The following is a 19,079-nucleotide window of genomic DNA, read 5'->3' as shown; positions in this document are numbered from 1 at the left end:
TTAGTGTCCTCCCATTACTTTTTCTATCTCTTCTTTTTTATCATGAATACCAAATCTATCTATAATAGTACAGCTTGCTTCATTTTTTCCTATTACTTCCACATCACACCCCTCTCTTCTAAGTTTTATTACAACTTTGTCTAAGGCATAAACAGCTGATAAATCCCAAAAATGAGCCCTTGTTAAATCAATCACAACTTTATCTAATACTTCTTTAAAATCAAATGTGCTATAAAATTTATCTGCACTATTAAAAAATACTTGCCCTACAAATTTATATGTTTTTATAGAATTATCTTCATTATAAGATGTTTCACAATACATAAAGTGTGAAATTTTATTTGCAAAAAATAGTGAAGCTAAAAGAACTCCTGCAAAAACTCCATGGGCTAAGTTATGTGTATAAACTGTTACTATTACAGTTGTAAGCATAACTATATTTGTAGAAAGAGGAAGTGTTTTAAGACCTTTTATAGAACCCCAATCAAAAGTTCCAATAGATACCATAATCATAACAGCAACTAAAGCTGCCATTGGAATTATTGAGATAATATCACTTAAAAATACAACCATAATTAAAAGTAAAAATCCAGCAATAAAAGTAGAAAGTCTTCCTCTTCCCCCTGATTTAACATTTATAACAGATTGCCCAATCATTGCACAACCTGCCATTCCACCAAGAAAACCACTTGCAATATTTGCTATTCCTTGTCCTCTTGCTTCTTTTTGTTTATCACCTTTAGTATCTGTTAGCTCATCAACTATTGTTGTAGTCATAAAAGATTCAAGTAAACCAACAATTGCTAAAGCAATAGAATAAGGTAAGATTATTTGTAAAGTTTCAAAATTTAAAGGAATATTTGGAAGTAAAAATATAGGTAAAGTATCCGGTAATGCTCCCATATCTCCCACAGTTCTCACATCAATTCCCATAAAATATACAAAAATAGTTATAACTACTATTGTAACAAGAGGTGAAGGAATAATAGTTCCAATTTTAGGAATATATGGAAATAGATAAATTATTGCAAGTCCTACTGCTGTTAGTGCATATACATGCCAAGTTACATTTGTAAGTTCTGGAAGTTGTGCTACAAAAATTAAAATAGCTAAAGCATTTACAAAGCCAACTACAACAGCACGGGCTACAAAGCTCATAAGTTTATGAATACCAATATATGATAAGAGTATTTGAATAAATCCTGTTAAAAGTGTAGCTGCAAGTAAATATTGTAAGCCATAATCTTTTACTAAATCTACCATCACTAGTGCCATTGCCCCTGTTGCTGCACTAATCATTCCAGGACGTCCTCCTACAAAAGCAATAACTACAGCAATACAAAAAGAAGCATATAGTCCAACTTTTGGGTCCACTCCTGCAATAATAGAAAAAGCAATGGCTTCAGGAATAAGTGCAAGTGCAACAACAGTTCCTGATAATAAATCTGCTCTAATATTTGAAAACCACTCTTTTTTTATGGTTTGATACATTGTGTTCCTTGTGTTTTGATTTTTTTATGTTATGTGTAAGATATATATTTTATCTAAGTTTTTATTGTATGCCTATTAAGGCTAAAGAAAGCAAAAGTTATAATAAAAAAATTGACAATTTAAATAATATTGGTTATTATTTTTAAAATGTAATTTCTTTGTGACTAAAAAATAGTAAAACTATAATTTTAAATAGAAAAATAATTAGGCTTAAAAATGAATAATATAAATTTAATAAAAAACTCTTTTTTATTTGTAGTTTTTTGTAATGTTCTTGTGGATGTATGTCATAAAGTTTTACTTCAAAATATAGCTTTTAAAGTTTTTGATGGAAGTACACAAGTAGTTTGGATATCTATAATTAATGCTTTAATTATTATTCCTTTTTTATTACTTTTTACATTTAGTGGTTACTTATCTGATAAATATAATAAAAGGGATATTTTAGTAATTGGAGGAATTTCTTCTTTTTGTTTATCAGTTTTAATGGTAATTGCTTATTATAGTGGAAGTTTCTATTTTGCTATGTTTACTCTTATTTTACTTGCAACTCAAAGTGCAATATATTCTCCCGCAAAATTTGGAATAATCTTAGATATTTATGGAAAAGATAACCTTTCAAAAGGTAACTCTTCTTTACAAGCTGTATCTATGATAGCAATACTTTTTTCAATTGCAAGTGCTTCATATATTTTTGAAAACTATTATATTTTAAACTCTTTAGATAATTTAAAAACAAAAGAGGAACTTTTAAGTGCTATAATCCCCCTTTCTTATTATATTTTGCCTATTGCTTTTTTAGAGATGATGGTCTCATTACTTGTTTTTAGAAAGCTTGAACTCTCATTTAATAAAAATAGAAAATTAAAACTTGATAAAAAAGATTTTTTTAAAGGTAAACTATTAGTAAAGAATATAAAACTTCTTTCTTTAAATAGTGTTATTTTCTTATGTGTAATTGGTTTAAGTATTTTTTGGGCAATTTCTCAAGGATTATTAGCAGTATTTCCTTCTTTTGCAAAGCAGTATTTACAAATTAGTAATGTTTTTGTAATTAATGCAGTTTTAGCAGCTTCTGGTATAGGAATAGCAATTGGTTCATATATTTACTCAAGAATCTCTAAACACTATATAGAAATAGGGACAATCCCTTTTGCTTCTATAGGGATGGCTATTACTATATTTTTGGCAACATTGGTTGAATCAACTACTTTATTGTTTCTTTGTTTTTTAGTTTTTGGGATTTTTGGAGGTCTATTTGTAGTTCCTTTAAATTCCCTAATTCAATTTAATGCAAATAGAAAAAAATTAGGTACGATTTTAGCTGGAAATAATTGGTTTCATTCAGTAGGAATGTTTTTAATGTTATGCCTAACAACAGTAGTATCTTTTTATCATTTAGACCCTTTAAATACTATTTATATAATCTTACTTATTACAATTGTAGGAACTGCATATACAATTTATAAACTTCCTCAATCTTTAATATTACTATTTTTAAAATTTGTAGTGGGATTAAAATATAAACTTGAAGTAAATGAAGTAAAAAATCTTCCTTCAACAGGGGGAGTTTTACTTTTAGGAAATCATGTCTCATGGTTAGACTGGGCAGTAATTTTTATGTCAAGCCCTAGACAAATAAGATTTGTAATGTATAAACCAATTTATGATAAATGGTATTTAACTTGGATTTTAAAAATTTTTAAAGCAATACCTATTTCAAATACTTCTAGTAAAGCAGCCCTTAAAACAATAGCAAAAATTTTAGATAAAGGTGAAGTTGTAGTTTTATTCCCTGAGGGGGGAATTACTAGAAATGGGCACTTAGGAGAGTTTAAAAAAGGCTTTGAAAAGATTTTAGCTTTAACTTCAAGTGATGTAAAAGTAGTTTGTTTTTATATTAGAGGTTTATGGGAAAGTATGTTTTCAAGAGCAAATAAAAAGTTTATTAAAAATAGAAAAACAAACCTAGTTACTGTAAACTTTTCAACACCTATAAAAAAACAAAATGCCACTACAACAAGTGTAAAAAATGAAGTAATTTCCCTATCTACAAAGGCTTGGATTGAACATATTAAAGAGTTAGAAACTATTCCTTGTGAGATTTTTAATAGATTAAAAGAGTTAAAAAATGATAATATTATAACTGATTCAACAGGGGTTACTTTAAGTGCAACAAAATACCTTACTGCTTCTATTTTATTTAAAGATTTATTTAAAAATATATCTGAGCAAAATATAGGAGTAATGCTTCCTTCAAGTAGTGCAGGAAGTTTTATAAATACTTCTCTTTTAATGTTAGGAAAAAGTATAGTAAATATAAATTATACCTCTTCTTTTAAAGTTTTAACTCCTTCTTTAAAAAAAGCAGAAGTAAAAACTATTATAACTTCTAGTAAATTTATAAAAAAATTAAAAGAAAAAGGTCTAGATTTACAAAACTTAGAAAATGAATTTAAGCTTATATACCTAGAAGAAGAAAAAGAAAAAATTTCAAAAATAAAAGGTTTATTAACTTTAATTAGTGTTAGAGTTTTACCTACTTTAGTATTAAAAACTCTTCATATAAAAAATGTATCTAAAACTTCAACAGCTTTAATTATGTTTAGTAGTGGAAGTGAAAATATCCCTAAAGCAATAGAATTAACCCATGATAATATAGTAGGAAATTGCTCTCAAATTGCAAATATTTTAAATGTAAATGAAGAAGATATAATTTTAGGTTCACTTCCTTTATTTCATGCTTTTGGTATAGTTGTTACTACTTTTATGCCTTTACTAGAAGGAATTTTTACAGTTTGTTGTGCAGATCCAACAGATAGTTCAACTATTGGAAAATTGGTATATAAATATAAAGTTACAATTATGTGTGGAACTTCAACTTTTTTTAGGCTTTATACTATAAGTAAAAAAGTTGATGCTTTAATGTTTGAATCATTACGATTTGTAATTGCTGGGGCTGAAAAATTAAATGAAAAAGTAAAAAAAGAGTTTAAAACGAAATTTAATAAAGAGATTTTAGAAGGATATGGCACAACTGAAACTTCTCCAGTGGCTACTTGTAATTTACCTGATATTTTAAATTCTGATTTTATTATACAAAAAGGTACAAAAGAGGGAAGTGTAGGTATGCCAATACCTGGAACTATGATAAAAATAGTTGATCCAGAGAGTTTTAAAGAGCTAGAAATAGAAGAAGAGGGAATGGTTTTAATAAGTGGAATTCAAGTTATGAATGGTTATTTAAAAGATAAAGAGAAAACAAAAGAGGTTTTAAAAACTATTGATAATAGAGTTTGGTATGTTACCGGAGATAAAGGTAAACTTGATAATGAAGGTTTTCTAACTATAGTAGATAGATACTCTCGTTTTGCAAAACTTGGTGGAGAGATGATAAGTTTATCTTTAATTGAAAAAAAAATAGAAGAGTTTTTAAGTGATGAGGTAGAGATAGTTGCAACTTCAATTAAAGATGAAAAAAAAGGTGAAAAAATTATTCTTCTTTTATCAAATATTACTACAGAAAACTTAGAGATTTTAAAAAAACAAATAATTGAAAGTTTTGATAATAATCTAATGATACCAAGTAGCTATAAAATAGTTGAAAAAATACCAAAACTTGGAAGTGGGAAAAAAGATTTCAATGAAATAAAGAAGTTGGTTTTATAGGTACTAGTTTTAAACTAGTACCTAGTTTTTCTTACTCTTGTGAACAAATAAGAGAAACTATCTCTTCTTGATTTGCACAAAAATTTCCATTTTTCTCAATTAAAATCAAATCTCGTGTATAACCTTTTGTAGTTGCTAATTTTGCACTTTCAATTTCAATATTAAAATCATCAAAAATCTTTGCAATATAGGCAAAAAGACCTTTTTGGTCCTTTGCTCTTACTTGTAGTGAGGCAAGATAAGCACTATGATTACAATTTACAATAATCTCACTTTTTTTAATCAATGGTTTAATTAGTTTTGTAGTTTTACTCATATCAAAAGAGTTTTCAATTATATCTTTTATATATAAAAGGTCACCTTCTTCTACCTTTTCACTAAAAGTAATCTCAAAAGCTTTTTTCTCATCATAAAGTTTAAAAATATTCATACTAAAAATATTTAAAAACTCTAGTTTTCCAAGTAAAAAACCAAGATTTAATGGTTCTTTTCTAATAATTCTAATTATTAGTTGTTCTTCATTGATTATTTTATATATATAATCTTTTACATCTTTAGCTTTAATTGCCATTTCTAAAATATCATCAGCTTTTAGTCTTAAGAAGATTTGATTTGATGAAATATAGTTTATTTTTCTTTGCATTAAAGGTGAGAGTTCTTTATATCTTTTTAGATTTTTTATAGCATTTAATTTTGCAATTCTTCTTGCACTTTCATTTAATAAGTCTTCATTTTCAAAAGCTGGTAAAGATTGTGAATATAACTCTTTTAATAGTGAAGCAATTGAGCTATTATATACATTTTCTCCCACTGCTGAAATATCAGCATAAGTTAGTACATAAAGCATTTTTAACATAGTTTTAGTTTTTAATAATCCTGTAAAACTTAAAATGATTTTTTCTGAATAAATATCTTCATTTTTTGCGTAAGCACTCATTTTATTATGGTATCTAACTAAAGTAGCACCCATTTGAATATGACTCTCTTCTAAGCCTAAAGAAGAAGCAAAATTTTTAAAAAGCTTTTCTCCTGAAATATGATGATCAACAGTTCTTCCTTTACCCACATCATGCAATAATGCAGCAAGTTTTGCCACTGATTTTTCACTTTCACTTAGTGAGTTATAAATCTCTTTTACATATACATCTTCAATATTTTCTATTTTACTTAAAGCTTTTATTGAGTGTATATCAACTGGAAGTTGATGGTATCCATCAAATTGAGGTTGATTTATAATCTTTTTTGAAATAGGAATAATTGCTTGAAATAAATTTGCATTATATAAAAGCTTAATAATTGGATAAAGATTTGCTTTATATAGTAAAGTTTTAATATTTTTCTTTAACTCTTTAGTTTGTTTTGTGGGCAATTTTGTTTTACTTGCATAATAAATATATGAGTTATCAAAGGCTTGAACTTCATTTGGCAAGGAGATTAACTCTTTTAAAAAGTTATTTAAAAATATTGGTTTTCTATTATATGAAGTATAAATTTTATTTTCATGTAAATAAAGATTTTTTTCTATTCTACAACTTTTTATAAATTTTATACTTGTCTTTTCATTTAGTAAAATTCTTGTAAATTTTTTTACCATAACAGATGAAAAGAAGTGAATATTATGTAATGATGTTAAAAGCTTAGACATACATTGTCGCTCTTTTGTATATCTTGGTTTATTAACAAACCCAAGTTTTGAACTTAGTTCTGGTAAAACATCAAAGTTTACTAAATCTAGTTTCTTTTTAGAAATATTATGTAAAGCATTTCTTACTTGAAAAAGATACTCTAGGGAGCTTCTATATTTTTTATATTCATCTTCTGAGATTTCTTTATTTATTAAATCTTTTGTACTTTTTACTCCATAAGCAATATATGCCATCCAATATACCATATTAGACTCTCTTAATCCCCCATATCCATCTTTAATATTTGGCTCCATTCTAAGAGGATATTTTAAAAGTCTTTGCTTATGCTCTTCTAATTTTTGTAAAACAAACTGTTTTACATCTGTCTTTCTAATCTTATTTAAAGTCTTCTCATAGGCATACCAAAGATATTTTGAACCATAAATCATCCTTGATTCAATAATAGAAGTTTTAATAGTAATATCTTCTTTTACTGCCTCTTGTATTTCACTTAATTCATGCACTCTTGAACCTAATTTTAATCCACAATCCCAAGCAAGAGTAATAAACTCTTCCATCATTTGTCTTAAGTTATATCCTTTTACATCTTCATATAAAATCATTAAATCAATATCAGAATAAATACAAAGTTGTTCTCTACCATAACTTCCAAGTGCAACTAAAGTAATAGGTATTGAAGTGCTCATTGGTTGATATGAACCAAAATTTTTTCTAAGTATATATTTGTATAAAAGAATTAAAAACTTATCAGTATGTTTTGTGTTTTTTACAAAAAAATCTTTTCCACCTGTGGTTTCTAAGATAGTATTTATAGAGTTTTTGTAGTTTTTAATATGATTTTTAAATACTTTAGAAATCTCAAAATCACTTGCATTATTTGAAATTAAATCTTCTATTTGTAAAGTTAGTTCATTTAACATTATAGTAACTCTTCATGTATTTCTAGTTTTTTTCTTAGAGTAATTCTATTTAAACCTAAATGTTTAGCCATTTGTACTTGTGATTTATATTTTTTCTTAGATGCTTTTAATAAAGGTACTTCAAAAAGATATAAAAAGTCTTTATATGAATTATCACCTTTTAAGTTTGCAAGCATATAGTTTTCTAAAAACATTAAAATCTCATCTTCTCCAATTGTTTCAAATAAATATGAAAAATAGATTGATTTTCTTAAACTATGTGCATTTTTTGTAGTATTTAACATTAGTTTTGAAGGGATAATTTTATCTACTCTTAGAACTTTGCTTGCTTCATTGGAAAATTTTTGAGTTAAAAGTTTTAAATCTTCTTCCCTTTGAGATAAAGGAGGGATATTTAAAGTAATAGAAAATAGTTCAAGAAATTTGGGATTTAAATTTGAAGCTTTTGTTGTGGCTATAACTCTTATTTCATTGTCTTCAATCCACTTTATAAGTAAATCAACATTAGTGACATTTTCAATTTTATCTATAATTATTGATTCTTTTTTTATATCTATTAAATTCTGAACAATATCATTTTGTAATTCTCTTGCATCAAAAAGTACTGCATTAGGGACAATATATTTGGCTAAAGTCTTTTTGCCAACTCCAATTTCTCCAAAGATTAAAGCATGAATATTTACAGATTGTAAAAGTTTTGCTGAATTTAAAATTTCTTTGGAGTTTTGTGACTCTGCGATAAAATCTTCCATATTAAATCCTTTTACTATTTTCTTTTTGTAAAGTATATAAATATTGATAAAGCAATTAATATAAATGATACACCTGTTATCAAATATAAGGCATTTATCATTTTATCATAATCATTAATTGCTATTTTAAATACTACGATTAAAGCTTCAATTGATAAAGCGATAATTATAGTAATTAAAAATTTAGTAATCATTTTAGTTTCTACTCTTGAGTTTTTAGAGTAGGATTTAAAAAATACTTCTTGTTCAAGTATTGTTTTAGCTAAATCAAAAATTGCAATACCTAAAGTTAGTGCAATTATAGGTTTAAACATTAGTTCCAGTTGAATATCTTGCTTAACTATTAAATAATATATAAAATCATATAGTGAAAATAAAATTGTAATTGTTGCAAGAGTTATCATTGAGATACCTACAAACATATAAAAAGCTTTTGTAATACTGTGAAAAGGTTTGTGAAGCTCTATTAAATTTAATTTTTCTAGTAAAATATCTAATCTAAAATCCAAAAAGATTATCTCTTCACCTTCTTTAACCGATACAGTGATACAGTTGCTTCTTGTTGCACTACTTATATAAGGTCTTGAAAAAGCAAAGTTATTATCTTTAAATTCTAGTTTTGTAATTAGATATGATCTATCTTTATCTTTACCTTTTGAGTCTGTTTTATGTTTATATATATCATCAGAGATTTGTATTTTTGTCTCTTTATTTACAATATATACTAATTCTAATGAAGGAAAAATATTAAATAGTTGTGCAAAGTTGTATCTTTTATGAGAGGATAATTTACCAATATTTTTTAAACTTTCTTGTATAAAATAATCAATTTTTTCTTTATTCTCTTCATAGATTTCTAAAAACTCTTTCATATTTTTTCTCCATTTTTTTAGCTATTTTTATTATATCAAAAAATAAAAATATTAAGTGGATAAACTGTATAGAAAATATCCAATTGTATAAAAACTAAAAATAGAGTATTTACATCCTCAATATAGTAGATTTGTCAAAATAGATTACTGTATATTTGATAATTTAAAAATTGTATATAAAATAACCATTGATAATGTTTACAAAATCTTTTTTTTCTTTTATACTGACAGTAGAAAAACCAAAGGAGACTTATGGAAAATTTTGCAGATGTTAAATATATCTTAGATGGATTCCTATTTATAATTGCAGGAATTCTTGTTATGTGGATGGCGGCTGGTTTTGCTATGTTAGAAGCAGGACTTACTAGAACAAAAAATAATGCTACGGTTTTAACAAAGAATGTTGCACTTTTTGCTATTTCTTGTATTATGTTCTATTTTGTTGGTTATAACCTAATGTATGGAGAAGGTTCATCTTTTATTGGAAGTGGAGCGATGCTTTCAGGTAAAACAAATGAAGATATGGGTTACCCTGTAATGGCTGACTTTTTCTTTCAAGTTGTGTTTGTAGCAACTGCTGCATCAGTAATTTCAGGAACAATTGCTGAAAGAATGAAATTATGGCCATTTCTAATCTTTGTGGTTGTTTTAAGTGGTTTAATTTATCCAATTCAAGGTCACTGGACATGGGGAGGAAGTGAGTTAGGTGGATTACTTACTGGATTTTCTGACTTTGCTGGTTCTACAATTGTTCACTCTGTTGGTGGATGGGCTGCTCTTGCTGGAGTACTAATCTTAGGTGCTAGAAAGGGTAAATATGGAAGAAATGGAACTGTAAGACCAATTCCTGGTTCAAATTTAACTCTAGCAACACTTGGTACATTTATTTTATGGATGGGATGGTTTGGATTTAATGGTGGTTCTCAACTAGCGTTAGGTTCGAAAACTGATATTGATGGTATTGCAATGGTTGTTGCTGATACAAATATGGCTGCTTGTGCTGGTGCAATTGCAGCAGCAATTTTAACTCAACTTATTTATAGAAAAGTTGATTTAACAATGGTATTAAATGGTGCATTAGCTGGTTTAGTATCTGTTACAGCAGGTCCTGATTTAGGAATGGTAGTTTCATTTATTGAAGGTATTGTTGGTGGAGTTTTAGTAGTAGTTGCAGTTCCATTATGGGATAAATTAAAAATTGATGATCCTGTAGGGGCTTTATCAGTACACTTAGTAGCAGGAATTTGGGGAACACTTGCAGTAGGTATTTTTAATCCTGAAGTATCTTTTATCGCACAATTAAAAGGTGTAGTTATAATTGGTATTTTTGTTTTTGTATCTTCTTTTATTGTATGGAAAATTCTTGATATGGTAATGGGATTAAGAGTAAGTGAAGAAGTGGAAGTAAATGGGCTTGATATACATGAAACAGGTTTAGAAGCATATCCTGAATTCAAAAGAGCATAAACTATAAGGATTAGAATATGAAAAAAATTGAAGCAATAATTAAACCTTTTAAATTGGATGATGTAAAAGAAGCATTGGTTGATATTGGAATTACAGGTATGACAGTATCAGATGTAAAAGGTTATGGAAGACAACAAGGTCACTCTGAATTATATAGAGGTGCAGAATATATTGTAGATTTTCTTGCAAAAAATAAAATTGAAGTTGTTGTAAATGATGAAGATGTGGAAGCAACAATAAAAGCAATTATAGAATCTTCAAAAACTGGAAAGATTGGAGATGGAAAAATCTTTGTTATACCCTTAGATGAAGTGGTTCGAATTAGAACTGAGCAAAGGGGAGCAGAGGCAGTTTAAAAGAGGAATTCTCCCTCTTTTAAATAAATGTATAAAAAATATACAGTAAAATACTTTCTATTCATATTATTTGAGTATATAATTACTTCATAATATAAATTATGAGGAATAATTATGGCTATCGAATCAATATCTTATATAATAGATACTTTATTTGCAATCTTTGCAATGACACTAATTATCTTTATGGTTCCAGGCTTTGCTATGCTAGAAGCAGGACTTGTTAGAACTAAAAACGTTACAGCAGTATTGACAATTAACACTTTAATATATGCAGTTGCCTCAATGGCATTTTTATTAGTTGGCTACTCAATTGCTTTTGGTGCTTTTGGAAGTGATAGTATGAGCAAGTGGGCTGCTTTTCTATTTCAAATGGCCTTTGTTGGAAAAGTTGTAAATATAATGAGTGGGGGAGTAAGTGAGAGAGCAAAAGTTATTCCTTTAACATTTTTTACTGTAATAATGGCAGCATTTATTTATCCAACAGTTGTAAATATTACTTGGGGTTCAAACTTTTTACAAGGAACTATTTTAGAATTAAGTATGTATGACTTAGCAGGTTCAACGGTAATTCATAGTACTGGTGGATGGGCACTACTTGCTGCTATTTTAATAATAGGAGCAAGAAAGGGAAGATACCCAAAAGAGGGTGGAATTAGAGTAATCCCTGCTTCAAATATCCCTTTAGTTACTCTTGGTGCTTTATTATTATGGATTGGATGGTTTGGATTTAATGGTGGTTCTGTTGGTTCAATAGCAAGTAAAGAGAATGCAGATGCAGTTGCACTTACAATTATGAATACAAATACAGCAGGACTAGCTGGTGCAATTATGGTGGCAATTATAATGTATATTAAATATTCAAAGCTTGATTTAACAATGATTTTAAATGGCGCTTTAGGTGGTTTAGTTGCAATAACAGCAGGTCCTGATTTATACAATATTTATACTCCAATTTTAATTGGTTCAATTGGTGGGGCATTAGTTGTTTTTGCCGTATCATTTTTTGATAAATTAAAAATTGATGATCCAGTGGGTGCTCTTTCTGTTCACTTAGTAAATGGAATCTGGGGAACATTAGCAGTTGGTATTTTTGCTAGTAATGGTGAAAGTATTACACTTCTAGGTCAAATAAAAGGTATTTTAATTATAGGTGTTTTTGCTTTTGTAGTTTCATTTGTGGTTTTATATATTTTAAATAAAATAGTTCCATTAAGAGCTCACAATGATGAAGAGATGCAAGGACTAGATGTTGAAGAGTGTGGACTTGAAGCATATCCTGAGTTCAAAAGAGCATTCTAAAACTTAAGATAATTTTAATTTAAACAAATTTTGTTAAAATACAATAACTAAAATAAGGAAAGAGTTGTGAAAAAAATTGAAGCAATAATTAAACCATTTAAACTAGAAGATGTTAAAGATGCTTTAAGTGAAGCTGGAATTACAGGTATGACAGTATCAGATGTAAAAGGTTATGGAAGACAGCAAGGTCACTCTGAATTATATAGAGGTGCAGAGTATGTTGTGGATTTCTTACCAAAAATAAAATTAGAATTAATTGTTTCAGATGAAGATGTAGATAATACAATTGCTATTATTACAGAATCAGCAAAAACTGGAAAAATTGGTGATGGAAAGATTTTTGTTAGTACTATTGAAAAAGTTGTAAGAATTAGAACTGGTGAAGAAGACGAGGAAGCAATTTAATATGCAAAAGTTTGAAATTAATTCACCTTTAGATATGCATCTTCATTTAAGAGATGCAGATATGTTAGCACTTGTAGGACCTTTAACTTCTAAGAGTTTTTCAGGTGCTTTAATTATGCCAAACCTTGTTCCTCCTGTTACAACAAAAGAGGCATTATTATCTTATAAAGATAGAATAAATGAAGCATGTAAAGGTGATGGTTTCGAGCCTTTTATGACTCTATTTTTTAAAAATGATTATTCATATGAATTTTTAGAAGAGATTAGTGAGCATATTATTGGAATAAAGCTTTATCCTGCTGGGATTACTACAAATTCTGAAACAGGTGTATCATCTATGGATATAGAAAATCTTAGACCTACTCTTGAAAATATGAGTAAATTGGGTATTCCTTTATGTGTTCATGGTGAAACAAATGGTTTTGTTATGGATAGAGAAAAAGAGTTTATGCCAATATATGAATCTTTAGCACAAAATTTTCCTAATTTAAAAATTATTATGGAGCATATAACAACTAAAGATGCAGTAGAATTACTTGATAAATATGAAAATTTATATGCTACAGTAACTTTACACCATCTTTTAATTACACTAGATGATGTGGCAGGTGGTGCTTTAAATCCTCATTTATTTTGTAAACCAATTGCAAAAAGATATGAAGATAGAACTGCTTTATTAACTGCTGCTTTAGAAGCTCATCCTAAATTAATGTTTGGAAGTGATAGTGCTCCTCATCCAAAACATAAAAAAGAGTGTTGTGGATGTGCTGCTGGTGTATTTACTGCACCAATTGCTTTACAAGTATTAACAGATCTTTTTGAAAAACATAAAAAGTTAGAAAATCTAAATGCTTTTGTTAGTTTAAATGCACAAAAAGTTTATAACTTTAAAGCAATAGATAAAAAGATAACTTTAATAAAAAAAGATTTTACTGTGCCAGCTTTTTATGAATATAAAAATGAGACAGTTGTTCCAATGTATGCAGGTGAAATACTTCCTTGGAGTATTGAAAGTATAGAAAAGTAAGCTTTAGCTTCCTTTTCTAAAAAATCCCTTTTTCAGCTAAAAGACGCTTAATATTTTCATTTGTCTCTTTAGCTTTTATCTCTCTATCTTCTCTCATAAGTCTTAAGATTTCTAAAGTCTCTTGTTTTTCATGGTCAATATTTGATTCCACTTGTACAGCTTTTCTATTATTTGATAAACCAGAAAGCCCCACAAATTTCTCTTTATTGTTTATATAGATTTTTGAAGTTGATGAAGTGGCATTTTTATTAAATACAATTACATCACCTTTTTTTAGATTTAATATATCTTCCACAAACATTTCAGTCTCAGCCATAATAGCTTCAACTCTCATTTTTGCACCAGAAATAAGTGTTGTAATATCTTTTTTTCTACTAATTTTTCTATTTTTACCTTCAGAGAAAATTCTCTCAACAATTTTATTTAACAACTGTTCAATATATGAAATAGGGTAACAAATTGATAAGAAACCTGATTCTTCATCAATTGTTATTTCAAGTACAACAAGTAAAACAATTTCATGGTCTGAGATAATTTGAATTGCATTTGCATTTGTATCTCTTGATTCTATTTTAAAATTAAGAGTTGTTACTTCATCCCATGCTCTATATAGGTGTTTTACAAACATTCTATAAAAGTGATCAAAAATTTCCACTTCAATTTCTGTTAATTCTCTATCTAAATTATCACTAGCTGCAACTGCACCTGAACCTAAAAGTTCCGCAATAATTTTATGGGAAATACCTGGGTTACACTCTATTACAATTCTTCCTTCTAAAGGTTTGATTGATAAAGTATTTAATGAAGTTAATTGAGGAATAGAAAGAATAAACTCTCCATAAGTCATCTGCTCAATAGAATAAAGTTTAATATCCACTATCTTTCTAAGCATAGCTGATAAATCTGTAATTAAATCCCTTAACATCTTATCATGTAAAGTTGAAAAAGCTTTAAATTGTTCATTTGAAATTCTATTTGGTTTTTTAAAATCATAAATAGAATAGTTTTTTTCTTTTGATATGGGTTTATCTTCGACAGTTGTGTCAATATCCTCACCCTGTTCGGCTATATCTAAAAGAGCATCAATTTCATCTTGACTTAAAAATTCAGCCATCTTTATCCTCTTATTTCAACTTCAGCATCAATTGAACCTAAATCTTTTATAAGTTTTATAGTTTCAATAATATCAGCTATTGGTAATTTCATTATCTTCATTGCTCTCATTAAATCAGATATTGTTGGAGTAGCTTGGGTATTAATAAGTGCATTATCAATATTAACTCTTCCAGGAGTATCTCCTATTTTTACATTATCACCAATATCTTGACCTTTATTTACTGCAAGATCATTCCATTGTTCATTTGAAAGTTCACTTTTTTTAATTCTTAAAGTAAAGTTATCTCTACTAACAGTTACAGGGTCAATAGGAATATCAGCTCCTGCTATAATTATCTCTCTATTCATATCAATAATGATTTTTCTTTTAAATGAATCATCAAGTTCTATATTTTGAACAATTGATAAAAATTTTACAATTGACATATCTTTTGGTTTTAAAATTTTTATAGTTCTTGTATCTAGTGCAGTTGCAAGTTTTTGACCAAATCTTTCATTAATTTTAGTCTCTATTAAATCTGCATGTTTTGCACTATTTTTAAATAAACTTAGAATTATATCATCTTCATCTTTTAATGAAAAATCAATTTCATTTTCGATTGTTGCACCATTATAAATAAATCCAGTAGTAAGGTTTTTAGCATCTGCAATAACTGAACCTTGTGCTAAGGCATAAACATTCCCATCAACACCTTTTAGTTGAGTAAGTAGTAATTGCCCATGATCTATTGATTTTGCATCACCAATTGCCGAAATATCAATTTTTATTTTATCACCTTGCCTAGCAAAAGGAGGAAGTTTGGCTGTTACCATAACAGCTGCAATATTTTTAGACTTAATTGAAGAAGTAGGAATTTTAATATAAGAATTCATTAATAGGTTTTGTAAAGATTGCATTGTAAATTGACTTTTATCACCAGTTCCAGCCAGACCTACAACTAATCCATATCCAATTAATTGGTTATCTCGAATTCCAACAACATTTGAAATATCTTTAATTGTTTGTGCAAAAATTGATGATGTTAGAATAAATAGAATAGTTAATATACCTTTCAAGAAACACCCTTTTACAATTTCAATTAATTTTATCTAAAATTATATAAAATATAGGTATAATCTACATAAAAATTATTTTAAGGTTCTATTTGAATATATATATTTATGGAAATTCAGATTTCAAAAGGGAGATAAATAATCTTCTAGAACGTGCAAATATCAAATTTAGGCTAGATGATAATAGTTCTATTGTAGAATTAAATAGCTTAGATGAGTTAAAAGATGCCATTGAAGAAAACCCAGAAAATATATATTTAATTGATGATTCAAAGATAATTAAGAAAAAATCACTAAATTCAAAATTTAAATTTTTAAAACCAAAAGATGGAATTGAACAAGAATATCTTCTTGACCATGGAATAGGGGATATGTCAGTCGATTCTTTAGAAGAACTTACAACTCATATTATTAGAAAGCTTGAATCAAATCCAAGAAGTATGATAGATGATGGGGTAGAAGATTCTATTAGAGATATAGTAAGTGAAGCTTATGAAGATGATAAAGAGTATGAATTGGATGATGAATTAAGTTCACTTTTAACACATATTGACCCAAATGAAGAACCTGAAGATATGGATGAGTTTTTTAAACAAAGTCCAGATTTAGATGATAATGAAATAGCAACTTCATCAAAAGATTATTTTGATGATTATTTAAATGAAGAAGAAAAACCCCTAACTTATGCTGAAGTAAAACCTACTGTTGAACAAGATATGCATGATTTTGATGATGAGTTTTTAAAAAATTTAGATAATAATGAATTTGAAAATGAAGACTTAAGTGATTTAGATGAGTTAATGAATCTACCTTTAGATGATTATGAAAAACAACTAAATGAAGCAAGTATTTCTGATGATATTCAAGATGAACTTTTAAATGCTTTAGATGAACAAAATGCTTCTGAAGAAGATTTATCTGATTTAGATGAATTAATGAATTTACCAATACAATCATTTAATGAAGAAAAAAGTGATATAATAAGTAATGATAATTTAAATGAAAAAATAAATACTATTAAAGAGAGTTTTAAAGGAGAAAATATGGCAAACGAGTTTTCGGAATTAGACCAATTAAATGAGAATGATATTTTATCGGCTTTAGAAGGATTAACTGATAATATAACTCCTTCAAACTCTATGCCAGCTAAGGAAAAAATAGCACCTGTACAAACAAGTAATAGTGAGACAATTACTCTTGATAAAAGCAGTACAGAGGAGTTAGTAGGTTTAATTCACAAACTACTAAATAATAAAACATTGGAGATTACAATAAAGATTAAAGACTAACAAAATGGAAATGGATTTAATTGCAATTGCTGAAAATACAGTAAAGATAATTTTAATTTTAGGAATGCCTTCTTTAATCGTAAGTATGGTAATTGGTCTTTTAATCTCAATTTTTCAAGCTGTTACTCAAGTTTCAGATGCTTCTTTATCTTTCGTTCCTAAGATGATTTTTGTATCTGTATTTGTTCTAATCTCACTTCCTTGGATGGGAGATCATATCTCTACATATACAAAGGATTTATGGGATTTAATGTTAGTTTTCGGGAAATAAAATGATTGATAAATTATATAATTTAAAAAAAGTGCAAATTGATAGAAAACTAATGGAAAAAGGCCAGCTAATGCAAGAAATAAATGCTCTTGAAGCTGAGATACTTATAACTCAAACAAAAATTGTTACTACTTCTGTACAACCCCAAGGAGCAATTTCAGATTTTATGATTTTGCAAATGCATAAAAATAGTATGAAATTGCATAAAGCTAAACTTGAAGCAAGAAAAAAACAGCTTGAAGCAAGGCATGAGATAGTAGTAAGAGAATTAATAGAACTTCAAAAAGAAAGTGAACAATTTAACTATATTTTACAAGAAGAAAAAAAAGAAAAAATGAAAAGAATACTTGCAGCAGAAGAAGAAGCCGCTTCTGAATTTATGCAAAGTAAATATATTATGGGATAAAGGAGTTTAAATGCTAAGAATAGTTTTATTTTTTATAGTGTTTTTTAATATTATGTTTTGTGCAGATGAATCAACTTCTAAATTCCTAAAACAAAAAATTGAAATAAGAGAATTAAAAAAGGATTTAAACTCTTTTTATACTAAAAAAGAAGAAGAGTATAAACAAAGAAAACAAGAGTTAGATGCGATTTTAGCAAAGATTGAAAAAGAAAAAGCAGATATAGAAAAAATCAAAAATCAAAATTTAGAGATTTTACAAGATATAAAAGGTGAAGTTCAAACTAAAACGGCAAAAATATATAATAATATGAAGCCTAAAGTTACAGCGGAAATTTTTAATAAAATGATAGATGAGGGTAATATTGATGATGTTTTTGATATTATCTTGAAACTTAAAGAGAAAAAAGTTACTCTAATAATGAAATTTTTAAGTGTTAAAAATGCTTCAATGCTAACACTTATGTTAAAAGATTATAATAATCAAAATAAAAAGGGATAGATATGGCTGAAGAAGAAAATAAAGTATCAGAAAAAAGTGGAGGTGGAAAAGGACTAATGGTAGTTCTTATTGCCTTAATTGTAATATTAATACTAGCTGTTGGTGGAATGGCTTATTTTCTTTTTTCTAATGGAGCATTAAATGGTCAAGCTGGTGCTGCCACACAAGAAGAGAATGCTGATGCAAAAAAAGAAGTGGGGGATACTTTTAGAACATCAATTAATGATTTAGTATTAAATGTTACTACTTCAAAAGGTAGAGAAAAATTAATGAAACTATCTTTTACTTTAAGTAGTACAGAAAAAAATATTGAAGCAATAGTAGAAGAACATAAAGCACAAATAGTTGATATAGTTATTTCACAAATTAGTGCTAGAAGTTCTGAAGAGTTATTAACAGTTGGTGGAAAAGCATTGTTGAAAGAAGAATTAATAGATGAGATTAACTCTATTTTAAATGAAATGACTGCCACAAACGAAGATATTAAAAAAGATAGTATTAAGCAACTATATTTTACAACATTTGTAATTAAGTAGAG

The 19,079-nt window shown here is 27.5% G+C and carries 17 protein-coding genes; 11 read left to right on the top strand and 6 right to left on the bottom strand.

All coding sequences use genetic code 11. The features are described 5' to 3' along the window. Positions 1–1,491 carry a SulP family inorganic anion transporter gene (locus AMYT_RS12480; protein WP_114842851.1) on the bottom strand — a complete coding sequence of 497 codons (1,491 nt, stop codon included), beginning with the start codon at positions 1,489–1,491 and terminating at the stop codon, positions 1–3. A gap of 216 nt (positions 1,492–1,707) precedes the next feature. Here AMYT_RS12480 and AMYT_RS12475 point away from each other — a divergent pair, with 216 nt between their 5' ends. Further along, the gene (locus AMYT_RS12475) at positions 1,708–5,160 is read left to right on the top strand and encodes an acyl-[ACP]--phospholipid O-acyltransferase (protein WP_114842850.1); all 3,453 of its coding nucleotides are present in this window, start codon (positions 1,708–1,710) and stop codon (positions 5,158–5,160) included. 31 nt (positions 5,161–5,191) lie between these two features. On the opposite strand, the gene AMYT_RS12470 is transcribed toward AMYT_RS12475, so the two are convergent. From AMYT_RS12470 to AMYT_RS12460, 3 genes are read right to left on the bottom strand one after another with little or no spacing between them, the layout of a single operon-like run. After that, positions 5,192–7,726 (bottom strand): [protein-PII] uridylyltransferase family protein, encoded by a 2,535-nt coding sequence (locus AMYT_RS12470; RefSeq protein WP_114842849.1) that lies wholly within the window; start codon positions 7,724–7,726, stop codon positions 5,192–5,194. Continuing rightward, positions 7,726–8,478: a transcriptional regulator gene (locus AMYT_RS12465; protein ID WP_114842848.1), complete on the bottom strand. Its 753-nt coding sequence runs from the start codon at positions 8,476–8,478 to the stop codon at positions 7,726–7,728. Before AMYT_RS12465 ends, AMYT_RS12470 begins: the two co-directional genes overlap by 1 nt. Before the next feature lie 14 nt (positions 8,479–8,492). After that, positions 8,493–9,350, bottom strand: coding sequence for a hypothetical protein (locus AMYT_RS12460; RefSeq protein ID WP_114842847.1), 858 nt, complete (start codon positions 9,348–9,350; stop codon positions 8,493–8,495). A gap of 252 nt (positions 9,351–9,602) precedes the next feature. Here AMYT_RS12460 and AMYT_RS12455 point away from each other — a divergent pair, with 252 nt between their 5' ends. The 5 genes from AMYT_RS12455 (at position 9,603) to pyrC (ending at position 13,907) form a co-directional block, all read left to right on the top strand. Then, positions 9,603–10,817: an ammonium transporter family protein gene (locus tag AMYT_RS12455; protein ID WP_114842846.1), complete on the top strand. Its 1,215-nt coding sequence runs from the start codon at positions 9,603–9,605 to the stop codon at positions 10,815–10,817. A gap of 17 nt (positions 10,818–10,834) precedes the next feature. Continuing rightward, entirely contained in the window at positions 10,835–11,173 is a 339-nt protein-coding gene (locus tag AMYT_RS12450) for a P-II family nitrogen regulator (RefSeq protein ID WP_114842845.1), read from the top strand. Between the two features lie 114 nt (positions 11,174–11,287). Continuing rightward, a complete protein-coding gene (locus tag AMYT_RS12445) occupies positions 11,288–12,475 on the top strand; it encodes an ammonium transporter family protein (RefSeq protein WP_114842844.1) in 1,188 nt (395 codons plus the stop codon). 66 nt (positions 12,476–12,541) lie between these two features. After that, positions 12,542–12,880, top strand: a complete 339-nt coding sequence (locus tag AMYT_RS12440) for a P-II family nitrogen regulator (protein WP_114842843.1) — start codon at positions 12,542–12,544, stop codon at positions 12,878–12,880. A 1-nt stretch (position 12,881) separates the two neighbouring features. Next, entirely contained in the window at positions 12,882–13,907 is a 1,026-nt protein-coding gene (pyrC, locus tag AMYT_RS12435; RefSeq protein ID WP_114842842.1) for a dihydroorotase, read from the top strand. 16 nt (positions 13,908–13,923) lie between these two features. On the opposite strand, the gene fliM is transcribed toward pyrC, so the two are convergent. Together fliM and AMYT_RS12425 are read right to left on the bottom strand one after the other, a co-directional pair. After that, a complete protein-coding gene (gene fliM, locus AMYT_RS12430; RefSeq protein ID WP_114842841.1) occupies positions 13,924–15,021 on the bottom strand; it encodes a flagellar motor switch protein FliM in 1,098 nt (365 codons plus the stop codon). A 2-nt stretch (positions 15,022–15,023) separates the two neighbouring features. Next, a complete protein-coding gene (locus AMYT_RS12425; protein WP_228197865.1) occupies positions 15,024–16,079 on the bottom strand; it encodes a flagellar basal body P-ring protein FlgI in 1,056 nt (351 codons plus the stop codon). Positions 16,080–16,168: 89 nt separating this feature from the next. On the opposite strand from AMYT_RS12425, the gene AMYT_RS12420 reads away from it, so the two are divergent. Genes AMYT_RS12420 through AMYT_RS12400 form a run of 5 tightly spaced genes read left to right on the top strand, consistent with a single transcriptional unit; the run spans position 16,169 to position 19,077 of the window. Continuing rightward, the gene (locus AMYT_RS12420) at positions 16,169–17,365 is read left to right on the top strand and encodes a hypothetical protein (protein WP_114842840.1); all 1,197 of its coding nucleotides are present in this window, start codon (positions 16,169–16,171) and stop codon (positions 17,363–17,365) included. A gap of 4 nt (positions 17,366–17,369) precedes the next feature. Beyond that, the gene (locus AMYT_RS12415; RefSeq protein WP_228197864.1) at positions 17,370–17,636 is read left to right on the top strand and encodes a flagellar biosynthetic protein FliQ; all 267 of its coding nucleotides are present in this window, start codon (positions 17,370–17,372) and stop codon (positions 17,634–17,636) included. 1 nt (position 17,637) lies between these two features. Beyond that, a complete protein-coding gene (locus tag AMYT_RS12410; protein ID WP_114842839.1) occupies positions 17,638–18,042 on the top strand; it encodes a hypothetical protein in 405 nt (134 codons plus the stop codon). 10 nt (positions 18,043–18,052) lie between these two features. Then, positions 18,053–18,541, top strand: a complete 489-nt coding sequence (locus AMYT_RS12405; RefSeq protein ID WP_114842838.1) for a MotE family protein — start codon at positions 18,053–18,055, stop codon at positions 18,539–18,541. 2 nt (positions 18,542–18,543) lie between these two features. Then, positions 18,544–19,077: a flagellar basal body-associated FliL family protein gene (locus AMYT_RS12400; protein WP_114842837.1), complete on the top strand. Its 534-nt coding sequence runs from the start codon at positions 18,544–18,546 to the stop codon at positions 19,075–19,077. Positions 19,078–19,079 lie beyond the last annotated feature (2 nt).

The sequence above is a fragment of the Malaciobacter mytili LMG 24559 genome, from assembly GCF_003346775.1.
GTDB lineage: Bacteria > Campylobacterota > Campylobacteria > Campylobacterales > Arcobacteraceae > Malaciobacter > Malaciobacter mytili.
This window is presented reverse-complemented; position numbering and strand designations above follow the sequence as displayed.